General features: G+C 63.9%; 18 protein-coding genes. 11 read left to right on the top strand and 7 right to left on the bottom strand.

Annotated elements, in window-relative coordinates:
• Positions 1 to 200: 200 nt before the first annotated feature.
• Entirely contained in the window at positions 201 to 1565 is a 1365-nt protein-coding gene (locus tag VIF40_RS18420) for an ATP-binding protein (protein ID WP_331938977.1), read from the bottom strand.
• Positions 1566 to 1676: 111 nt separating this feature from the next.
• Between VIF40_RS18420 and VIF40_RS18415 the strand changes: the two genes are divergently transcribed.
• Entirely contained in the window at positions 1677 to 2297 is a 621-nt protein-coding gene (locus VIF40_RS18415; RefSeq protein WP_331938976.1) for a response regulator transcription factor, read from the top strand.
• A 220-nt stretch (positions 2298 to 2517) separates the two neighbouring features.
• On the opposite strand, the gene VIF40_RS18410 is transcribed toward VIF40_RS18415, so the two are convergent.
• Positions 2518 to 3150, bottom strand: coding sequence for a response regulator transcription factor (locus VIF40_RS18410; RefSeq protein ID WP_331938975.1), 633 nt, complete (start codon positions 3148 to 3150; stop codon positions 2518 to 2520).
• Positions 3151 to 3242: 92 nt separating this feature from the next.
• On the opposite strand from VIF40_RS18410, the gene VIF40_RS18405 reads away from it, so the two are divergent.
• The 7 genes from VIF40_RS18405 to VIF40_RS18375 all read left to right on the top strand — a co-directional run bounded on the left by VIF40_RS18405 (position 3243) and on the right by VIF40_RS18375 (position 9649).
• A complete protein-coding gene (locus VIF40_RS18405; RefSeq protein ID WP_331938974.1) occupies positions 3243 to 4706 on the top strand; it encodes a histidine kinase in 1464 nt (487 codons plus the stop codon).
• 115 nt (positions 4707 to 4821) lie between these two features.
• Positions 4822 to 5226: a calcium-binding protein gene (locus VIF40_RS18400; protein WP_331938973.1), complete on the top strand. Its 405-nt coding sequence runs from the start codon at positions 4822 to 4824 to the stop codon at positions 5224 to 5226.
• A 28-nt stretch (positions 5227 to 5254) separates the two neighbouring features.
• Positions 5255 to 6439, top strand: coding sequence for an ABC transporter substrate-binding protein (locus tag VIF40_RS18395; RefSeq protein WP_331938972.1), 1185 nt, complete (start codon positions 5255 to 5257; stop codon positions 6437 to 6439).
• 173 nt (positions 6440 to 6612) lie between these two features.
• Complete coding sequence (locus tag VIF40_RS18390) at positions 6613 to 7563, top strand: YVTN family beta-propeller repeat protein (RefSeq protein WP_331939065.1); 951 nt, start codon at positions 6613 to 6615, stop codon at positions 7561 to 7563.
• Entirely contained in the window at positions 7560 to 8306 is a 747-nt protein-coding gene (locus VIF40_RS18385; RefSeq protein ID WP_331938971.1) for an ATP-binding cassette domain-containing protein, read from the top strand. The genes VIF40_RS18390 and VIF40_RS18385 overlap by 4 nt, the downstream gene beginning before the upstream one ends.
• Before the next feature lie 161 nt (positions 8307 to 8467).
• A complete protein-coding gene (locus tag VIF40_RS18380) occupies positions 8468 to 8758 on the top strand; it encodes a hypothetical protein (protein WP_331938970.1) in 291 nt (96 codons plus the stop codon).
• Between the two features lie 48 nt (positions 8759 to 8806).
• Positions 8807 to 9649 carry an ABC transporter permease gene (locus VIF40_RS18375; RefSeq protein WP_331938969.1) on the top strand — a complete coding sequence of 281 codons (843 nt, stop codon included), beginning with the start codon at positions 8807 to 8809 and terminating at the stop codon, positions 9647 to 9649.
• 11 nt (positions 9650 to 9660) lie between these two features.
• Here VIF40_RS18375 and VIF40_RS18370 read toward each other — a convergent pair whose 3' ends face one another.
• The 4 genes from VIF40_RS18370 to fdhF form a co-directional block, all read right to left on the bottom strand.
• Complete coding sequence (locus tag VIF40_RS18370) at positions 9661 to 10518, bottom strand: nitroreductase family protein (RefSeq protein WP_331938968.1); 858 nt, start codon at positions 10516 to 10518, stop codon at positions 9661 to 9663.
• A 66-nt stretch (positions 10519 to 10584) separates the two neighbouring features.
• On the bottom strand, positions 10585 to 11601 hold the full coding sequence (locus VIF40_RS18365; RefSeq protein WP_331938967.1) for an enoyl-CoA hydratase/isomerase family protein: 1017 nt from the start codon (positions 11599 to 11601) through the stop codon (positions 10585 to 10587).
• A gap of 196 nt (positions 11602 to 11797) precedes the next feature.
• On the bottom strand, positions 11798 to 13309 hold the full coding sequence (locus tag VIF40_RS18360; protein WP_331938966.1) for a sugar transferase: 1512 nt from the start codon (positions 13307 to 13309) through the stop codon (positions 11798 to 11800).
• Positions 13310 to 13643: 334 nt separating this feature from the next.
• Complete coding sequence (gene fdhF / locus VIF40_RS18355; RefSeq protein ID WP_331938965.1) at positions 13644 to 16520, bottom strand: formate dehydrogenase subunit alpha; 2877 nt, start codon at positions 16518 to 16520, stop codon at positions 13644 to 13646.
• A gap of 745 nt (positions 16521 to 17265) precedes the next feature.
• Here fdhF and VIF40_RS18350 point away from each other — a divergent pair.
• From VIF40_RS18350 to mutM, 3 genes are all read left to right on the top strand, one after another.
• The gene (locus tag VIF40_RS18350) at positions 17266 to 17568 is read left to right on the top strand and encodes a hypothetical protein (protein WP_331938964.1); all 303 of its coding nucleotides are present in this window, start codon (positions 17266 to 17268) and stop codon (positions 17566 to 17568) included.
• Positions 17569 to 18113: 545 nt separating this feature from the next.
• Positions 18114 to 18707, top strand: coding sequence for a hypothetical protein (locus VIF40_RS18345; RefSeq protein WP_331938963.1), 594 nt, complete (start codon positions 18114 to 18116; stop codon positions 18705 to 18707).
• 68 nt (positions 18708 to 18775) lie between these two features.
• Positions 18776 to 19645 carry a bifunctional DNA-formamidopyrimidine glycosylase/DNA-(apurinic or apyrimidinic site) lyase gene (mutM, locus tag VIF40_RS18340; protein ID WP_331938962.1) on the top strand — a complete coding sequence of 290 codons (870 nt, stop codon included), beginning with the start codon at positions 18776 to 18778 and terminating at the stop codon, positions 19643 to 19645.
• A gap of 32 nt (positions 19646 to 19677) precedes the next feature.
• Here the strand turns inward: mutM and VIF40_RS18335 are convergent, their stop codons facing one another.
• On the bottom strand, positions 19678 to 20274 hold the full coding sequence (locus tag VIF40_RS18335; protein ID WP_331938961.1) for a rhomboid family intramembrane serine protease: 597 nt from the start codon (positions 20272 to 20274) through the stop codon (positions 19678 to 19680).
• Positions 20275 to 20894: the final 620 nt, after the last annotated feature.

The following is a 20894-nucleotide window of genomic DNA, read 5'->3' as shown; positions in this document are numbered from 1 at the left end:
CCGATACGCGTCGTCCCTTGCGAGGCGCCTGCGCGATGGAACCGCGCTGCTCTCGCTTTGTACGTTTTGCTACATAAACTATCTGAAGAGACTTGGCGAGAGGCAGATCGTCGCGCCGAGACGAAGTCACGAAATGGCCACGAATCCTTTTCTCTCCACGAGCGTGAGCGTGAAAGAATTTCGCGCGTCTGGATCAAAACCTATTTTGCGTCGCACAAAATCTCGAGCGCGCGCGTCTCGAGCGGCGAGCGCTTCTCGAGCGGCAAGCGCGCCTCGAGCAGCGCGCCGCGCGGCGTCGCGGCGTCGAGCGTCAGCCGACCGCCGAGCGCCGCGACGCGCTCGGCCATGCCGCGCAGGCCGATGCCTTCGCGCACGCCCTCCGGAACGCCGGCGCCGTCGTCGCGCACGGTGACGCGCAATTCGGCTTTTCCGCCGCAGAAAATGCGCTCCACCGTCACATCGACCCGCGCGGCGCTCGCATGGCGGAACACATTGGTCAGCCCCTCCTGGACGATGCGATAGGCGGTGAGCGCGATCGATTCGTCGAGCGGCGCCCGAGACTCCGCGACATGCAGGTCGACGGCGACCTTCGGATCGAGATCGCGCCAGCCCTGGACGAGCGCCTGCAGCGCGCCCTCGAGACCCATCTCCTCCAGCGCCGCCGGCCGCAGCCGTCCGAGAATGCGGCGATTGACCTGCTGCAATGCGCCGAGCTGCCCGTCTATGGCCAGGCAATCGTCCCGCCGCGCGCCCTCGAGCTTGCGGGCGAGCGCGCCGAGCCCGGCGCGTATGCTGAAGAGAAAGGGGCCGATCTCATCGTGCAGATCGCGGGCGATGTCGCGACGCTCCTTGTCCTGCACATGGATGATGCGCTCGACCAGCGCGCGATTCTCGGCGTCGAAACGCGCGAGCGTCTCCGCCAGCGCATCGACGCGGCTGGCGATGGCGACGAATTCCGGCGCATCGCCGGCGGCCATGCGCACGCTGCGGTCGCCGCGCTCGAGACGCAGCAGCGCCTCGGCGACCGTCGAGACCGGGGCCAGCGCGCGCGAGACGACGACCGACACCACGCCGAAGCCGGCGATCGCCAGAGCCGCCGCGCCCAGCGCCAGCAGCCAGACCTCCTCCCAGATCTCGTCGATCTCGTCGCCGGGGTCGGCGGCGAGCACCAGCTCGCCCTGCAGCCGGCCGCGGCCGTCGAGGGCGATGCGCGTCACGCTGGGCGCGCCGGCGACGAGCGCCGCGAACCAGAAGGGCGCGCCCCGGCCCTCCCCCGCCAGCGCCGCCTCCTCGCCCGAGCCGGCCATGACGATGTGAATGTGCCGCAGCCGCTCGACATCGGCGAGCCGGCCACGCAAAGCGAGCAGCGGATCGTCGCTCTCCGCGACGCTGGCCAGCGCCGTCGCCACGAACTCCCGGGCGAGGCGGGCGGTGCTGTCCGATTCGGCGCGCACGCGCGAGGCGGCGTGCAGCATCAACAGGCCCACGCCGAGCGCGAGGCCGGCGGCGAGGGTCGCGCCGAGCAGCGCCAGCAGCCGGGCGCGCAACGACAATCCTTGCAGCATGGGGACCCGCCTTTGCAATGCGCGGCGACTTTACGTATGGGTAGCGCCCGGTCAATCCGTCCTGGCGCTTCCGAGCGAAGCGTCCCGATAAAAGGCGTCGTGAGCCACAACATGCGTGTCCTGATCGTCGACGATCATCCGATCATCGTGTCCGGTTGCGCGGCCATGCTCTCCGGCGAAGGCGACATAGAGGCGCGCGACGCCGGCGACGCGGAGACGGCGCTCGGCATCTTCGTCGAATGGCGGCCGGACGTCGCCGTCGTCGACATCAACCTTCCCGGCGCCTCCGGCTTCGAGCTGACCCGCCGCATGCTGCGTCACGACGCCGAGGCGCGCATCGTCATTTTCTCGATGAATGACGATCCGATCTTCGCCGCGCGGGCGATCGAGGCCGGCGCCCGCGGCTATGTGACGAAGAACGACGATCCGTTTCTATTGCTGAAAGCCGTGCGGGACGTGGCGGCCGGCGGCGTGTTCCTGATGCCGCGGCTCGCCAACCGGCTCGCCTTCGACAAGACCGCGGCGATCGCCAATCCTCTGGCGGAGCTGAGCGCGCGCGAGCTCGAGATATTGCGCATGCTGGGCAAGGGCTCGAGCATGACGGAAATCGCCGACGCCGTGCATGTGTCGTACAAGACGATCGCCAACACATGCTCGCTGCTGAAGCGCAAGCTCGGCGCGCGCACGCCGATGGATCTGGTGCGCATCGCGATCGAGCAGCGGCTGGCGTGAAGAGGCTCGCTTCGTTCCGGCTCGCGCTCGCGGCGGATGGCGGCCCTGGCGCAGCAAGCGTCGGATGAGGGCCCCGCGGAATTTCGTTTTCCTATTTTTCCCGAGCGAAATGTCTAAATATTCCTGAGACAAAATCGAGGCTTCGGAACACGCCGCGCCCTCATCCGACGCGAGGGCCGCCTTCTCTCGCGAGCGGGAGCAAGGGGCGCGCACGGAGATCTCAGACCAGTTCTTTGGCGAGCCTGTTCTCGACGGCGATGCGGATGAGATCGGCGCGCGAGCGGGCGCCGAGCTTGCGCTTCAGCAGCGAGCAGCTGTTCGCCACCGTCTTGTAGGACACGCGCATGATATGCGCGATCTCCGCCATGCCCTTGCCCTCGGCGAGCAGGCGCAAAATCTCCAGCTCGCGGCCGTTCAGCCCCTCGAGCGGATTGGCGCCGTGCTTTTGATCGAAGAAGGCGAGCTTCTGCGCCACTTGATTGGAGAGATAGCGCTCGCCGGCGGCGACCATGCGCACCGCCTTCACGAACAGCGCAGGGTCCTCGTTCTTGGCGAGATAGCCCTTGGCCCCATGCTCTATGGAGCGCGCGGCGAAGACCGGATCGTCGTTCATGGTGAAGACGATCGCCTTCGTGTCCGGCTTGCGCTTGAGCATGCGGCGCAGCAGCTCGAAACCCGAAAGGCCCGGCAGATTAATGTCGAGCACGATGACGTCCGGCTGCGCGGAAGCATGCGCCTCCAACGCCGCGTCGGCGTCGCGCGCCTCCAGCACTTCTATGTCCGATTGCCCGGACAACATGCCGCGGCATCCGGCAATCACCATAGGATGGTCGTCGACGATCAGCACGCGCATCGGGCATAGCCACTGTTACAGAGTGAGATTACTATGGGAATACAAAATCTTGTTTGTCAATCACCGGCGCAGGGCGAAAGCGGGAGCGTTCCATGTCCTTGAAGGCCATCTCGTGGAAGGCCAGGTCGTTGAGAGCCGTGTCGTGGAAAGCCATGTCGTTGAAGGCGCGCCTCGGCTGGCTCATCGCCGTCGTGCTCACCGCCATGCTGGCGGTCAATGTGACGATCATGATCGGCCATGCCGGCCCGCGCGTGCGCGCCGAGGCGGAGAGCATAGAGCATCTGTCGCATGAGCTCGTCGAGACCGCGCTCGCCAGCCTGCAGGAGACCAGGGACCCGATCCCATCGCTGCGGCGGCTCTTCGAAAATCTGCGCAATCTCCGCCATATCGAGATCGAGATCCTGCCCAATGACGACATTGCGCCGAGCTTCGACTCGAAACTGCGCGCCGAAATGCAGACTGGCGTGCCCGATTGGTTCGTGAGCCTCGTCGCGCCGGCGCCCAAGGTCGACATTATTCCGGCGCGGATCGGCGACGTCCAATATGGCAATATCGCCATCATCTCCAATCCGGTCGACGAGCTCGCCGAAATCTGGTCGGACCTGTTGTGGCTCGGCGCGATCAGCCTCGCCGTCACGCTGCTGATGCTGGCTCTGGTGCTCGAGCTGCTGCGCCGCACGCTCGCGCCTTTCGACTCGCTCGGCCGCGGATTGGCGAGGCTCGAGGCGGGCGAGAAGGAGGTGCGCCTCGATCTGCGCGGCGCCACGGAATTCAGGGATATTTCCCATAAGCTCAACTCGCTCGCCACGACGCTCGACCGCGTGCAGGACGAGAATCATTCGCTCATCGACCGCCTGTTCGCGGTCCAGGATTCCGAGCGCCACGACATAGCGCGCGATCTGCACGACGAGGCCGGGCCCTGTCTCTTCTCCATACGCGCCGGCGCGGCGACGCTCGCCGCCTCCACTTCGGGCAATTTTCCCGATCACGATCTGCTGCGGCGAACCTGCGCCAATATCGACGCCGCCGGGCAGGCGCTGCAGACGCTGCTGCGCCGCATGCTCGAGCGGCTGCGCCCGCCGGCCATGAGCGAGCTCGGCCTGGAGACGGCGTTGCGCGGCCTTTTCGCCTCCTGGACCGGCAGCCGCGGCGATGTGCGGCTGTCGCTGCGCATCGTCCATGATCTCTCCTGCCTCGACGAGAAGATCGCGCTCACCGCCTATCGCGTCGTGCAGGAGGCGCTCACCAATATTTTCCGCCATTCCGCCGCCGCCAACGCCGAGGCGCGGCTCGAATTCGTCGAGGCTCCGCCCGAGCTCGCCGAAGCCGGCGCGGCCGAGGCGCTGCGCGTTCTGGTGGAGGACGACGGCGTCGGCCTGCCGGAGGCGCACCGATTCGGCCTCGGCCTCATCGGCATGAGCGAGCGCGTCCATGCGCTCGGCGGCCTCATGCGGATGGAGCCCGGCCCGCAAGGCGGCACGCGCATAGAGGTGCTGTTGCCGCTTCCCGAGGTCGAGGAGCGGGACGGTGAGGAGCGGGAGGGTGACGATCTGTAGCGGAGCATTGTCGCCCGCCACGCTTTGTGTGATCGGCCGCCTCCGCCTATATTGGGAGAATCGGACAATCAGATTGCCGACTCTGCATGATATGAACGGGAAATGGAGGCAAGACATGACTTCTAAATTTCACGTGATCGCCCTCGGCGCGGGACTTTGCCTCGCATCGGCCTTGGTCGCACAACCTGTTTTCGCCGCTCCTTCGCCGATCAAGAGCTTCGACACGGACAATGACGGCACGCTCGACCTCGCCGAGGTGAGCAAGGCGGCGGCGGCCGTGTTCGACACGCTCGAGAAGGACAATGACGGCACGGTCGACCGCAAGGAGGTCGGCGCGCGCATCGGCAAGAAAGAATTCGCCGCCGCCGATCCGGACGATGACAAAACGCTCACGAAAGAGGAATATCTCGCCCTCGTCGGCAAGCTGTTCAAAGCGGCCGACAAGGACGACGAAGGCACGCTCGACGCCAAGGAGCTGAAGTCCAAGGCCGGCCGGGCGCTGCTGAAGCTGATTCGCTGAACGAAGGAAGGAGCGGCCGTCACGCGTCATGATCAAGCGTTGCGTCATTGGCGTCTCGATCGCCGCTCTCCTCTCCACCCTCCCCGCCGCGGCCGAGCCGCTGCATGTGACATTCGGCGTGCTGCGCCAGCCGCATTCGAGCGAGACCCTGTCGATCCTCGACCTGCCGGCCGAGGACGACACGCTGGCCGGCGCGCTGATCGGCGTCGCCGACGACAATACGACCGGCCGCTTCACCGGCCAGAGCTATGAGGCCGTCGACGCGAAGCTCGCGAGCGGCGAGGACCCCGTCGCCGCCGCGCAAAAGCTCGTCGACGACGGCGCGGTCGCCATTGTCGTCGATCTTCCCGCCGCCGATCTTCTCCGCGTCGCCGACGCGCTGAAATCGCGCGACGCGTTGCTCTTCAATGTGAGCGCGACCGATGATTCGCTGCGCGAGGAGGATTGCCGCGCCAATGTCCTCCATGTCGCGCCGACGCGCTCCATGCTGACCGACGGGCTCGCGCAATATCTCGTCTGGAAGCAATGGCGCCGCTGGCTCCTCGTCAAGGGATCGCATCCGGAGGACGAGCTTCTCGCCAAGGCCTATCGCGCCAGCGCGAAGAAATTCGGCGCGAAAATCGTCGATGAGCGCATTTATGTCGATACGGAGGGCGGCCGCCGCTCCGATTCCGGCAGCGTGCAGACGCAGCGGCTGATCCCGCCGCTGACGCAGGGCGCGAGCTATGACGTGCTGATCGCCGCCGACGAGAGCGACGTGTTCGGCAATTATCTGCCCTATCGGACCTTCGATCCACGGCCGGTGGCGGGGTCCGCCGGACTCGTTCCGACGAGCTGGGACGCCTCGCATGAGCAATGGGGCGCGGTGCAGCTGCAAAATCGCTTCCGCAAGCAGTTCCATCGCGGCATGAACGCCCGCGATCATCAGGCCTGGGTCGCCGCGCGCATGATCGGCGAGGCGGCGACGCGCGCCTCCTCGGCCGATCCGAAGACGCTGGCCGCCTATCTCACCGGCCCGGATTTCACCATTGCGGCGTTCAAGGGCGTGCGCTTGTCGCTGCGGCCCTGGAATCGGCAGCTGCGTCAGCCTATTCTGCTCGGCGACGGCCGCATGGTTGTTTCGGTGTCGCCGCAGGAAGGCTTCCTGCACCAGACCTCCGAGCTCGACACATTGGGCGTCGACAAGCCCGAAACCAAATGCAGGCTGCAATGAAAGCGACGAGACATCTCCGGGCGCTCTTCTTTCTCCCGTTTACGGGAGAAGGTGGCCCCACGAAGTGGGGTCGGATGAGGGCCCTCGACGAAGCCGCCCAGGACGGACCCTCATCCGTCGCGCATTCGCGCGACACCTTCTCCCACAAATGGGAGAAGGGACGCGCGTTCTGCATGTTCGCGGCGGCGGCCACACTTCTCGCCGCCCCGGCCCACGCCTTCACCGCCTATGTCAGCAATGAGAAAGGCAATAGCGTCACCATCATCGACACCGACAAGATGGAGGCGATCAAGACCGTGAAGGTCGGGCGCCGGCCGCGCGGCATCGAGATCTCCAAGGATAATTCCGAGCTCTATATCTGCGCCGGCGACGACGACACGATCCAGGTGCTCGACACCAAGACGCTGAAGATCACCGGCAATCTGCCCTCCGGCCCCGATCCCGAGCTGATGATACTGAGCCCGGACGGCAAGACGATCTATGTGTCCAACGAGAACGACAATCTCGTCACCTTGATCGACACCAAGACGAAGCGCCAGATCGGCGACGTGCCCGTCGGCGTCGAGCCGGAAGGCATGGCGGTGAGTCCGGACGGACGCATTCTGGTGAATACGTCCGAGACGACCAATATGGCGCATCTCATCGACACGCAGACGAAGCAGATCATCGCCAATGTGCTCGTCGACGCGCGCCCGCGCTTCGCCGCCTTCAAGCCCGACGCTTCCGAGCTGTGGGTGTCGTCGGAGATCGGCGGCACGGTCGCCGTTATCGATCCGCAAACGCATGCCGTGACGCAGAAAATCCGCTTCGAGATTCCGGGCCTCTCCAAGGAGGCGATTCAGCCGATCGGCGTCGCCTTCACCAATGACGGCAAGCGCGCCTTCGTCGCGCTGGGCCCGGCCAATCGCGTCGCCGTCATCGACACGGCGACGAAGAAAATCGAGAAATATCTGCTCGTCGGCCAGCGCGTCTGGCATCTCGCCTTCACGCCGGACAAGAAATATCTCCTGACCGCCAATGGCGTCTCCAATGATGTCTCCATCATCGACGTGGCGAGCCTCAAGGTGCTGAAGTCCATTCCCGTGGGCGCATTCCCCTGGGGCATCGCCGTGGCGACCAAATGAGCGCCGAGCCGCTCGCTCTCGATGTCGCGCGGATCGGCCATTCCTATGGCGCGCGGCGCGCGCTGGACGATGTGAGCTTTTCCGTCGCGGCGGGAAGCTTCACCGTGCTGCTCGGCCTCAATGGCGCCGGCAAGAGCACGTTGTTCTCGCTGATCACGCATCTCTACGCCGCGCGCGAGGGAAAAATCGAAATCTTCGGCCATGACGTTGCGCGCGAGAGCGGCAAGGCGCTGCGCCGGCTCGGCGTCGTCTTCCAGGCGCGCACGCTCGATCTCGAATTGAACGTGATGCAGAATTTCGTCTATCACGCGGCGCTGCATGGGATCGGCCCCGCCGAGACGAAGCGGCGCGGCGCGGGCCTGCTCGAGCGCGCCGGCCTCGCCGACCGCGCCAAGGACAAGGCGCGCGATCTCTCCGGCGGACAGATGCGCCGCGTCGAAATCTTGCGCGCGCTGCTGCATGAGCCGCTTCTGCTGCTGCTCGACGAGCCCACCGTCGGCCTGGACATAAAGGCGCGCGCCGATATTCTCGCGCAGGTGCGCGCGCTCGTCGCCGAGCGAAATCTCGCCGTGCTGTGGACGACGCATCTCATCGACGAGGTCGCGCCGAGCGACGATGTCGTTATTCTGCATCAGGGCAAGGTGCTGGCGCGCGGAAGCGCGGAGAATATCGTCACGCAAAACGGCGTCGTCGACATCGGCGCGGCGTTCACGGCGATCACCGGTCTTGCCGCAGCGAGCTAGGCTGCGTCTTCCAGCGCGCCGCCAGACGAAAGAAAGGCCGCAGAGTGGAAATGCTGCAAAGCACATTCGGCGTAGTCGTTGCACTTACGCTGTTTTTCGGCGCCAGCGCCTTTTTGTTGCGAAGGCCATTGCGCTTTCTGACTCGCGCCCCAATCGAGACGATGGCGAAAATTTCCCGTGTCGAGAGACAATGCAACGATCGCGGCGAAGCCGGCTACCACGTCTATTACCGCTGCATGGCCGAGTATGCCGTCGAGGGTGGGACATTCGAGCTGGCGATCGCGCGCGAGGCGCCGCCGCCTATCGGCGCCGAGCTGCCGATCGTCTACCCTCGCGGCCGGCCAGGGGATGCGATCGAAGGGAGCCGCAAGAATGTGAAGACATTTCTGGTCCTATTTGCGGTCGCCCTGTCGATCGGCCTGCTGATCATCGCGAGCGCGCGCTCACGATGATCATGACAACGCGACTGAAGCGAAAAAACAACTGGAAAGGACGTGCGCATGAAAGCAGCGACGAATTCTCCATCGACGCTGGCGCCATTCTCCATTCACCAATACGCCATCTGCCTCGCAGGCGTCGTCTGGCGCGAGGCCTTGCGCTTTCTGCATCAGCGCGAGCGCTTCGTCTCCGCGCTGGTGCGGCCGCTCGTCTGGCTGCTCATCTTCGCGGCGGGCTTTCGCCAGGTGCTCGGCGTCTCCATCATCCCGCCCTATGAGACCTATGTTCTCTACGAGGTCTTTATCACGCCGGGCTTGATGGCGATGATCCAGCTCTTCAACGGCATGCAATCGTCGCTCTCCATGGTCTACGATCGGGAGATGGGCAATATGCGCACGCTGCTGGTGTCGCCCTTCCCGCGCTGGTTCCTTCTTGGCGCCAAGCTCTTCGCCGGCGTCGCCGTCTCGATCCTGCAGGTCTACGCTTATCTGATCATCGCCTATTTCTGGGAGATCGAGCCGCCGACGCCGCTCGGCTATCTCACCGTTCTGCCGGCGCTCATGCTCGCCGGATTGATGTTCGGCGCGCTGGGCATGCTGCTCTCCTCGGCGATCAAGCAGCTCGAGAATTTCGCCGGCGTGATGAACTTCGTCATCTTCCCGATGTTCTTCGCCTCTTCGGCGCTCTATCCGCTGTGGCGCGTGCAGGAATCCAGCCCCGTGCTCTATTGGATCTGCCTCGCCAATCCCTTCACCCATGCGGTGGAGCTGATCCGCTTCGCCTTCTATGAGAAAATCTCCTGGGAGTCGCTCGCCGCCGTCGCGGGCTACACGACCTTGTTCTCGGCGGGAGCGCTCATCGCCTATGATCCGGCCAAAGGAATGCTGACGCGCAAGGGCGGCTGAGCCGCCCTGCCTCACTCGACAGATTCGAAGATTTTCGCATCGCGTCGCGACGCCGCAGCGACGCCGGGAGAGGCATCGATCCAATCGACCGAGACCGGCTTGCGCGTGCGGAACGTCTCCGGCGCCGGCAGCGCGTCGGCCGCCTTGTAGCCGATCAACACCGAGGCGACGATGTCGACGTCCGCGGCAAGACCGAGATAGCGCCGAAGGTCGCGCTGAACATTGAGATAGTTGGATTGAATGCAAGTCGCCAGACCGCGCGAGGCGGCGGCGAGCGTCAGCGCGTAAGTGAAATTGGCCAGTCCGAATGTTCGCGTCAGCGCGTTGACGCGCACCAGCACAGGCACGTTTCGCAGCGACGAAAGCAAGCAGCGCAGCCCATCGAGACGCGAAGGCTCGCGACGCGCGCGGCGTATCGCCGCCGACAGCGACAGACGCACGAGATTTGCGTATCTCCGCCTGTCGACGGTGCGATAGACGAACACCAGCCTCGGCCCGCCCCTCACCTCGAAATGGCGCTGATACATGGCGATCACGCGCCGGCTCCAGTCATCCGCCGTCGCCGGTCGCAGATCATCCGCCTCGCCGCGCGGCGCGGCAGAGGCGCGCTCGGCCGCGTCATTGCGGAGCACCTGCTCCAGCACGGGAAAGACCGATTCCCATCCGGCCAGCTCGAAGCGCGCGATCACATCCTTCGAGGCGTCATCGCCGAGCGCGATCACTTTCCACGCCTGCGTATTGCCCGGCGACGGAGCCCATGACGCGAGCTCGAAAATCTCCGCGAGCAGCGCATCGCCGACAGGCGCGTCGCTGAAATGCCTGACCGCCCTTCGCTCGCGCAATCCCTGCTCGAGGCCTATCGTTTCCATGCAATCGCTCCTGCGTTCGGGCAGACGCCGCATCGGCGCCGATTCGGATAGCGCCGATGCGCGACGTCATCCGATGAGGCGATCGGCGTCGCCCGGCTCCTCGGAAGCGCAGCCCGCGCCGATGGCTTTCGAGAAATGATGGTTGAGACGCTTCGGCTTCTCGCGATGGGCGGCGAGCGATTCCGCCAGCCGACTGTCCGCGCGAGACGATGCGCGCACGCGCGGCGCATCGATGATCTCCCGCAATGCGAGCGGCAGCGCGTCCATATCGTCGCCGAAGAATATTTGCGACATGATCTGGATGAGATGCGCTTCGGCGATGCTGCGCGTCTTGCCGGTGCGATCCTCCACGGCGAAAAAAGCGTCGCCGATCTGCGCCGGCCGGCCATGGAAGACGGCGGCCATGCGATCGAGCGCGATTTTCGCGTCTGCGATACGCTCGGCCGGCGTGAGGCCTTCTATCCTCGCGCGAGCGGCGAGCACCTGCGACAGCAGCACAGGAATCGCATCCGTCACCATCGCTCGCGACATCACGTCCCATCCGACGACGCCGGCCATATGGCAGAGGCCGGAGGTGTGATAGGGAACGCCGATCCGCAGATGCGGCAGCAGAATCTTGCTGTCCGACCGCGCGCAGACGACCTCTCGGCAGCTCAGAGCCAGCTCGACGCCGGCGCCGACGAGATGTCCGTCGACGAAAGCCGATGTGGGAATGATGCGGCTCAATCGGCGCAAAGCCGAGGCCGCGCGAACGAAATAGCTCTCCTCCCCCAGCAGATCGTCGCCGGGGCGCAGCGCCCGCGCCGACGTTTCGAAGTCCTTCAGATTGAGACCGGCGCAGGCGACCGAACCGGACGCAGTATCGAACGCCAGCGTCAGCCGGTCGAAGGGAAGCGCCTGAAAACGGCGAAGCGTTGCATAGAGACTGTCCATCGCGGCTCTGGTCAGAGCATTGTGATTGGGCGGGTCCGATAGGGTGACGCGAAGCGTCCTGTCGCCGATTCTGTAGCGCAAGCCCGTGACATCGACGAGCCCGAGCAATGCGCGCTTCGCCTCGTCCTGAAAATTGACGTCATGCTGCATCTGAAATCTCCTGCTCACGTCGAGCGCCGACCGAAAATGCAAAGCCGCGCGTCGAGCCAGAGTCGACAGCACGACGTTTTCGCCGACGACGCTGGATCGGTCGAAAGACCGAGGAGAGGCTGCGGCCGCACCGTCCGCGCGATCGTTTCGCGCCCGACAGCGAGCGCGCTCGTCCGAAATACGTCGGACGATGCGCTCAACCGGGTTCGACGGCGCGATAGGGGTAATCGATTTGCACGGCCTCGAGCTTCCGACGCCTATTGGTCTGGTCGGAGGCTCCCTCGCGGCGATGACGGTCGCGCGGCGTCTCTTCGCCTCGCGCAGCGTCGCGTCCGGCCGCGTCGAATTCTTCGTGATACCAGCGAACCGCGTCGTCGATGGCGCGATCGTTCAGCCTTACGCCCGCCAGAGCGACCAGCAGCGTGCCGACGACGATTTCGAGATCGAGTCGCAGGTCGGCGTGCTTGATGTACCAGAGGTCGAGCGCGTTTTTCTCCTCCGGCGAAACGGCTGTCCCGCCGTTGATCTGCGCCCATCCGGTGAGGCCCGGGCGCACGCTGAGACGGGGGCCTGGATCATCGGGTTGATCCTGCGGCAACAAGGGTCGCGGACCAATGAGCGACATGTGACCGGCGATCACATTGTAGAGCTGCGGAAGCTCGTCGAGGCGGATCGCGCGGATCATGCGCCCGACTCTCGAGAGGCGCTGGTCCTCCGGCGCCGGTAGGCCGTTCTCGTCGAAGGGCGCGCGATAGGTGCGGAACTTGTAGAGCAGGAATTTCTGACCGTTCCTCCCGATTCGCTGCTGCCAGAACAGCAAAGGCGCGCCGACATCGAGAAAGACCACATAGGCGACGCAGAGCGCGAGCGGAAGAGTCGCGACGCACAAAAGGCTCGCCGCGCATAGATCGATCAGGCGCTTCGACTCGAAGTAATCGGGCGGCTCGAATTGTCCCGCCGCGTCGATCGCGGCGCCCGCGACCGAGGCGGTCGGCGGCGAGGCGATGAAATTCAAGGCCTCCGATATGCCGACGATCGCCACGCCGCGCGCCGCGCATTGCGCATGGAACGCCGCGAGGAGGTCGGGGGCCAGAAGCGTCCTGTCTTCGGCGAGCCAAACCTGATCGACATAGACGCCATGGACCGCATATTCATCGATGATGGAGCCGATGTCGCGAGGATCGCCGACGATCGAGACGCCGGCGATCTTCCGACCGACGAGACCCGGCCGCCCATCGAGCGCGGCGACGATCTGCGTTTTGCGGGGCAGCAGGTAATCCGTCAATTTGATCGCGGCCGAGGCGAGACGATCGACGCCGACCACGATCACGCGTTGCAGATCGTCCTCGCGCGTCCTCGAGTCGGGCCCGGGCTTGCGCTCGAGATCCTTGTGCAGCAGCCGCGTCGCCACGCGAATCGCGATCATCGAGGCGCTCAGCACGAGGCCATAGATCAGCGGGGTCGAGCGCGGCACGCCCTCGAAGCGCGTGAGGGCGAAGAGAATCGCGCAGCTGGAAACGACGGCGCCCGCCGCGGCGCCGCAGACGGCGAAGGCGTCGCGCACGGAGAAAAACTGCCCCATGCGATCGCTCAGCCGGAAGCAGAGCATCATGAGCAGGGCGCAAGCGGTCGAGATGAAAGCGTATTGATAGGGTGCCGGAAAGTCCCAGGGAAGCGCGCCGGGATCGAGCAGGACGGGGTCCCGCAATGCGAGCGCGACAAGGGGCGCAGCGATCGCAGACAGAAGATCGGCGGCCTCGATTCGAAAACGAATTCGGTCTCTCGATGCTGGCGAAGCCAATCGCATGGCGCAAATTCTCCGATCGCGATCGGAAACTGGCGCGCATTTTTCGAAAAGTCACTCCGGGCTGGCGTCTAAGGTCCATGACGGACGCGCTCATGACGGACAGGCTCGGGCCGGACGCGCGTCATGACGATCATGCAGCGCATGTCTGAGACAGACGTCGCCGAGCCCGCGCGGGGCTGCGGCGAGTCATTTGTGGATAAGTCGCCGGATGATCGGCGAAACGCCGATACTGCGCCTAGCGCGCTTCCCCGACGGCGACGATCTGTCGGCTCTTCTCCGACATTTCGCGATAGCGCTCCTGCCATTCGGTGGGGCCGTTGGAGGGCGAGACCTGCACCGCCGTCACCTTATATTCCGGGCAATTGGTCGCCCAATCGGAATTGTCGGTGGTGACGACATTGGTCTGGCACAGAGGATGGTGGAAGGTCGTGTAGACGACGCCCGGCGCGACGCGATCAGTGATCTTGGCGTGGAGCGTCGTCTCGCCGGCGCGGCTTTGCACGCGCACCCAATCGCCCTCGCGCACGCCGCGCACCTCGGCGTCATGCGGATGGAGCTCCAGCACATCCTCGGGATGCCATTGGCTGTTCTCGGTGCGGCGCGTCTGCGCGCCGACATTATATTGGGAGAGTATGCGGCCCGTGGTCAGCAGCAGCGGGAAGCGCGGCCCGGTGCGCTCCTCCGTCGGCACATATTCAGTGATGACGAACTTGCCTTTGCCGCGCGCGAAATGGTCGATGTGCATGATCGGCATGCCTTCCGGCGCCGCATCATTGCAAGGCCATTGCACGGAGCCGACCTCGTCGAGCTTGGCGTAGGAGACATGGGCGAAGGAAGGCGTGAGCTTGGCGATCTCGTCCATGATCTCGCTCGGATGGGTGTAATTCCAATTGCAGCCCAGCGCATTGGCGAAGAGCTGCGTCGCCTCCCAATCGGCGTAGCGGGCCTTGGGGCTCATCACCCGGCGCACGCGCTGAATGCGGCGCTCGGCGTTGATGAAGACGCCGTCCTTCTCGAGGAAGCTCGCGCCGGGCAAAAAGACATGCGCGTAATTGGCCGTCTCATTGAGGAAGAGATCCTGCACCACGAGACATTCCAGCGCGCCGAGCCCGGCGGAGACATGCTTGATGTCCGGGTCGGACTGCAGAATATCCTCGCCCTGCACATAGAGGCCCTTGAACACGCCATCGACGGCGGCGTCGAACATATTGGGGATGCGTAGGCCCGGCTCGCCGTCCAGCGGCACGCCCCAGGCCTCCTCGAACAGCTTGCGCACAGTGTCGTCGGAGACATGGCGATAGCCGGGAAACTCATGCGGGAAGGAGCCCATGTCGCAGGAGCCCTGCACATTGTTCTGCCCGCGCAGCGGATTGACGCCGACGCCGCGCCGTCCGAGATTGCCGGTCGCCATCGCGAGATTGGCGATGGCCATGACGGTCGTCGAGCCCTGGCTGTGTTCGGTGACGCCGAGGCCGTAATAAATCGTCGCATTGCCGCCCGTCGCGTAAAGCCGCGCCGCGCCGCGCACGAGATGGGCGGGAACGCCAGTGTATTTCTCGCTTTCTTCGGGACTGTTGCGCTCCTCCGAAACGAAGGCCGCCCAGTCCTGATATTCGTCGAGATCGCAGCGTTCGCGCACGAATTTTTCGTTGGCCAGACCTTCCGTGACGATTACATGCGCCAGCGCCGTGACGATGGCGACATTGGTTCCGGGGCGCAGGGGCAAATGAAAGTCCGCCTCGATATGCGGCGAGCGCACCAGCTCCGTGCGGCGCGGATCGACCACGATGAGCTTGGCGCCTTCGCGCAGCCGCTTCTTGATCTGCGAGCCGACCACGGGATGGGCGTCGGTCGGATTGCAGCCGATAATCAGAACGACGTCGGCCTCCGTCACCGAGTCGAAATCCTGCGTGCCGGCCGACGTGCCGAAGGCCTGGCTCAAGCCATAGCCGGTCGGCGAATGGCAAACGCGGGCGCATGTGTCGACATTATTATTGCCGAACCCGCCGCGGATCAGCTTTTGCACGAGATAGGTCTCCTCGATCGTGCAGCGCGAGGAGGTGATGCCGCCGACCGAAAGACGCCCGTATTTCGCCTGAATCCGCCTGAACTCCGAGGCGGCGTGATTAATCGCCTCCTCCCAGCTCACCTCGCGCCAGGGGTCGGTGATCTTTTCGCGGATCATCGGGGAAAGGATGCGGTCGCGATGCAGCGCATAGCCATAGGCGAAGCGGCCCTTGATGCAGCTATGGCCGTGATTGGCCTTGCCGCCCTTCCAGGGAACCATGCGCACGATCTCCTCGCCGCGCATCTCGGCCTTGAAAGTGCAGCCGACGCCGCAATAAGCGCAGGTGGTGACGGCCGAATGTTCGGGCTGGCCGATCTCGATGACCGAATTCTCGATCAGCGTCGCCGTGGGACAGGCCTGAACGCAAGCGCCGCAGGAAACGCATTCGGACTCCATATAGCCCTCGCCCATCCCCGGCGAGACGCGACTGTCGAAGCCGCGCCCCTCGATCGTCAGCGCGAACGTGCCCTGAACCTCGGAACAGGCGCGCACGCAGCGATTGCAGACGATGCACTTCGAGGGGTCGTAGGTGAAATAAGGGTTCGACTTGTCCTTGGGCAGCCATTCGGCGTTTGGCTTGCCCTCGTTGCGGGCGAAGACGTGGTTCTTGCCACTGTAACCGTATCGCACCTCGCGCAGGCTGACCGCGCCCGCCATTTTTTGCAGCTCGCAATCACCGTTGGCCGGGCAGGTCAGGCAGTCGAGCGGGTGGTCGGAGATGTAAAGCTCCATGATCCCGCGCCGGATCGCATGCAGCCGCGGCGTCGAGGTTTTTACGGAAATGCCCGGCGCGACAGGCGTCGTGCAGGAGGCGGGAAGGCCGTTGCGACCCTCGATCTCGATGAGGCACAGGCGGCATGAGCCGAAGGACTTGATGCTGTCGGTGGCGCAGAGCTTGGGGATTTCGACGCCGATCTCCATCGCCGCGCGCATGATCGACGTCCCCTCCGGGACGCTCACCGCCCTGCCGTCAATCGTCAAGGTCACCGTCTTTTCCGACGTGGAGGCCGGCGTTCTGTAATCGATTTCCTTGATGAGGCACATTGTTTCGCTCGCATCGACAAGATTTCAAGGGATGCGGCGAACGCCGCCTCGACCGCGGGCGCCTCGCGCCGCCAACGCTGGCGCGGGACGATCGGAAGGGCTCAAGCCCAACCGACAATTCCGGCCACGCCGTATATATGAATTATATCGATTGATACATCTAACCGGAAAATCCTGTCAACACGCGACAATGCTGAATTTTCAAGTGGCGAAAGCGCGGCGGGCGGCGCAGCCAATCCATTTCCGTGCTTACTTTCTTTATTTGTAAACAAATACATATATCGTTATGCTCGATAGACGAACAGGAAAGCAGCGCGGGTGAAAATGCGCTAGCCGAGAAATCCGGGCTCTTTATAATCACGACCGACGCAAGCGCGGTATTGTACCAAATATCACAACTTTGTTAGCAATACATCCGATGCAGGCAAATCAATCGACAGTTTTTGTTCCATATCGAACGCCAGATGAACCTCATTACATAAGTGTATGATTGAAATTTAGGCAAGACACCTTCGGAATACATCTTGCGGGCGCTCAACGCCAAGCGTAATGATCTCGTTGTGTATATCGCGCACATAGCGGTGGTCGCGTTTAGGCGCGGGCTGTTGGGGGCGTCGCGGCCGCCGTGAGCGGATCTGGCGATAAATCATCGCCTGGGCCGGCGATCGAACTGCCCGCGCTCGGCCGCTTGGATAACCTCCGGGCTCCGATTGTGTGCTTCACCATTAAGGAGGATGCGATGCAAATGAACACAGCCATTGACCGAGAAAATCCCCCGCCGGTCGCGCGGATCGAAACGGCCGCGGAGCAAGCTGTAGCGCCCGCCGCCGACCTTAACGGCGCGAGGGTTCTCCTGCATGTGCGCTTTCGGCCTGATACAACGATTTTGAATATTGACGAATGTCCCGCTGAAATGACCAATGAGGAATGGTTCAAACGTCTTTGCGCGCGCGCTGGCGGCAAGTTCGCGACCCGCGCCGGCGGGCGAGGCTTCTTTCGCCTCACCCGTGTCGAGTTGGAGACCTTGAAAGTGCAACGACCAAATTAATGGGCTAGATCTCGAGCGCCGGATTGGACGGGCCGTCCAATATCCGGCCTCGTTCGCTCGCGGTTCGGGCCATCTGGCGCTTCTCGCTCGGAGCCCGCATGGCCGGGGGCCCGGCCCGACGAGTCGCTAATGATTCGATGACGAACATCGATTCGGTTTCGATGTCGAAGCGCGAAAAGCGAGCAAATCACGACCGCGAGGGTCTTCGTTATCCGAATGTTCTCTTTTGCAGGCCGCGTAAAAACGCTTAAAACGAAGCGACGAACCTGATCGAGCGCATTTAGCTGAGTTCAGCCCAGGTGATCGCACAGAAGAGAGTTGTTTTTTCTTTCAGAATCGTTAAATCCTTTTAGGCGCTTCTGAACGGCCCTTCCGTCCCGTCCCGCCTTGGGAAAATGCAAGACGCCTAATTCGAGCGCGAAGCGGCTGGGTTCTCGTCGCGAGCGATTCCTCTCAAGGCGGCGCCCACGTCGCCAAAATCGCCGCCTGAACGTAAGCCCAAAGAATTTCCACGCTGTCGAAGCGTCGTTTACTGTCGAGGTTCCGTGCGCCGTCCCGTCCGACCTTTCGTCATCGAATTCAAGCCCCGGTCATTTAAATCCTCGGCGCCGCGTTCGCCGAGGAGCGATAAGGCCGGTACGATAAATGCGCCGCCAGCCTTCCTCGATGTCGGTGTTTTCACGGCGAACCGGAGCGGTCAAGGCGACGATTATGAAACCGCGATGAAGGCGGCCGACGCCGTTTTCGGTCGAAGCGGAGCCGTTGCGGCCGAACCGATCGCTCCACCCAACGCGCCGACCGGCAGGGTGTTGCCGAGTCTCATCGAAAGCGTCGCGCTCGCGGTTCCTTCGACGGAGATTGAGGAGAAACCCCGTCGCGGTCGTGTCGCGAGAAAAGCCGAGATGGCTCCTGCCATTCGGGTCAAATCTCGGATGCGGCCGAAGACGCCGACCGTTCGGCCGGAAAGCGTCGCGCCACAAGATTTCGTGGAACCCGCGGCGATCGTCTTGCCGCCTGATAGGCCAACCGCCGCCGAACCCGATCGCGAGCCCAGATCGCTCCGAAAGCGTCGTCTTCTCGACGCGGAGCTGAAAGCCGGCGAGAAGTGGAAGCGACGCTTGTGCAAGGCCGCGCGGTAAAAATCGCTGTCGGCCGCTCGCCTTGCCGTTGAAATCGCCATCGTTCCTTGCGCGAAAGCAACGAAAGCATGCCCGAACTGCCCGAAGTCGAGACCGTGCGGCGCGGGCTCGCGCCGATTTTCGAAGGCTCGTCGATTTTCGAGGTCGAACTGCGCCGCGCGGATTTGCGTTTTCCGTTCCCGCCGAATTTTCGGGCGAGATTGACGGGGAGGCGCGTCGCGACATTGCGCAGGCGGGCGAAATACCTCGTCGCCGAACTGGATAATGGCGAAGCGTTGATCATGCACCTCGGCATGAGCGGATCGTTTCGTATCGACGCGGCTCCGCCCTCCGGAGATTTTCACCTTTCGCCTTCAAAACATCCCGCCCACGACCATGTCGTCTTTAATTTCGAGAGCGGCTCCCGCGTGACCTATAATGATCCGCGCCGTTTCGGCTTCATGCTGCTGCTGGCGGCCAAGGAGATTTCCGCGCATCCGCTGTTCGCGAAGCTCGGCATGGAGCCGCTGGACCCCGCGATGAGCGCCGCGGCGCTGGCGAGGATACTGCAAGGCCGCGCGACGCCGCTCAAGTCCGCGCTGCTAGATCAAAAAAACATCGCCGGGCTCGGCAATATTTATGTCTGCGAAGCGCTTCACCGCGCCAGACTCTCGCCGCTGCGCATCGCAGGAAGTCTCGCAGCCGCCGGAGAGCCTTTGAAGGCGCTGGAGCGCCTTTCGACCTCGATAAAGGCGGTTTTGACGGAGGCGATCGAGGCGGGAGGCTCCTCGCTGCGCGACCACCGACAGACCGATGGTTCGCTCGGCTACTTCCAACATAATTTTCGCGTCTACGACCGCGAAAACGCGCCCTGTCCAACGCGCGGCTGCAAGGGTCTCGTCGCGCGGGTGACGCAAGCGGGCCGTTCGACGTTCTACTGTCCCGCTTGTCAGAAATAGGCCGCGCGCGCCTCCGTCTCGCGCCGAAAAACTTAGCGCCGCGCGACGCCCTTTTTCGGATCGAACCAGCCGAACAAAAGCAGTCCGGCCATGAAACCTCCAATATGCGCTTCCCAGGCGATGACGCCCGCGCCGCCAGGCGCTTGCGGAACCAGGCCATACAGGAGGTTCACGAGCAACCAACTCATCAAAAACACCATGGCCCGCCGATCAGAGAGAGTTTGCGCAAGCGTTTGAGGGCGGCGTCCTTCGCTTTCGTCGCGCGCTCGCCCGTCCCAGCGTTCGCCGAGCGCCTCACCTGGCGCGAAAGCAAAGCGCGCGATCGCCGCCATGGCGCCGGAAATCGCGGCCGAGGCGCCGACCACCGGCTCCAGGTCGAACGGATGCGTGGCGAGATGCGCCAACGCGCCGGCGATGGCCGTCACCGCGAAGAAGCCGAGAAAACGCATCGATCCAAGACGCCTCGCGACCGGAGCGCCGAACGCCGCCAGCATCACGCCATTGATCGCGAGATGGGTCCAGTTGGCATGTAGAAAGGCGTAGCTGAGCGGCGTCCACCAGGCGAATCGCGCCGTATTGAGAAAGGCCGCCAACTCGTCGACGTCGACATCGGCGAGCGCATGCACCACCTGATTGGGGGCCACGAGAAAACTTAGGCGGGCGGGAATGAACGAAAAATACACCAGCGTCCAGACGCCGACGGATCGCGGAAACAGATCGACCGCGATTTGAATGACCGTCAATATCGCGATGAGAGCCGCGACGACGCCCGGCAGGTTGAAAATCTTCTCCCGCTTCACGTCGTCTCCTGTTCGGCGGCCTGTTCAAGGCGCTCCAGCGCCCTCGCGGCCCCCGAAGCGCGCCGTGCCCCACTGGCGCGTTTCGACACAGGCAACTGTTTCATCTCGGGCCGCGTCGATCTTTCGCCGCGCTTCGCGGCTGGCGTTTCGAACCGAGGGGGAGGAACCGCCGGAGCATGCGCTCCCTCCCGCCTTCGCCATCTATTCGAATCGTCAACCGCAGCAACAGCTTATGGAGCTTTTCCCAGCCTGTCCGGGATGCTCGTTGGCGAGCGGAGCATCTCGTTCCGAGCCTCCCTGGGACAGGATGGAGAATGTCACGCGGGGGCCCTTGGCGCAACGCAACTCTTTCGAAAGGGTTAATCGCATCCGCGTGGCTCGGTTGCTGCAGTTAACAGTCTGGCGCCCGCGATTTCGATCGCTGGCGTGCCGAAACGGCGCCATTAAGA

Source organism: Methylosinus sp. (assembly GCF_036560965.1).
In the GTDB taxonomy this organism is placed as follows: Bacteria; Pseudomonadota; Alphaproteobacteria; order Rhizobiales; family Beijerinckiaceae; genus Methylosinus.
This window is presented reverse-complemented; position numbering and strand designations above follow the sequence as displayed.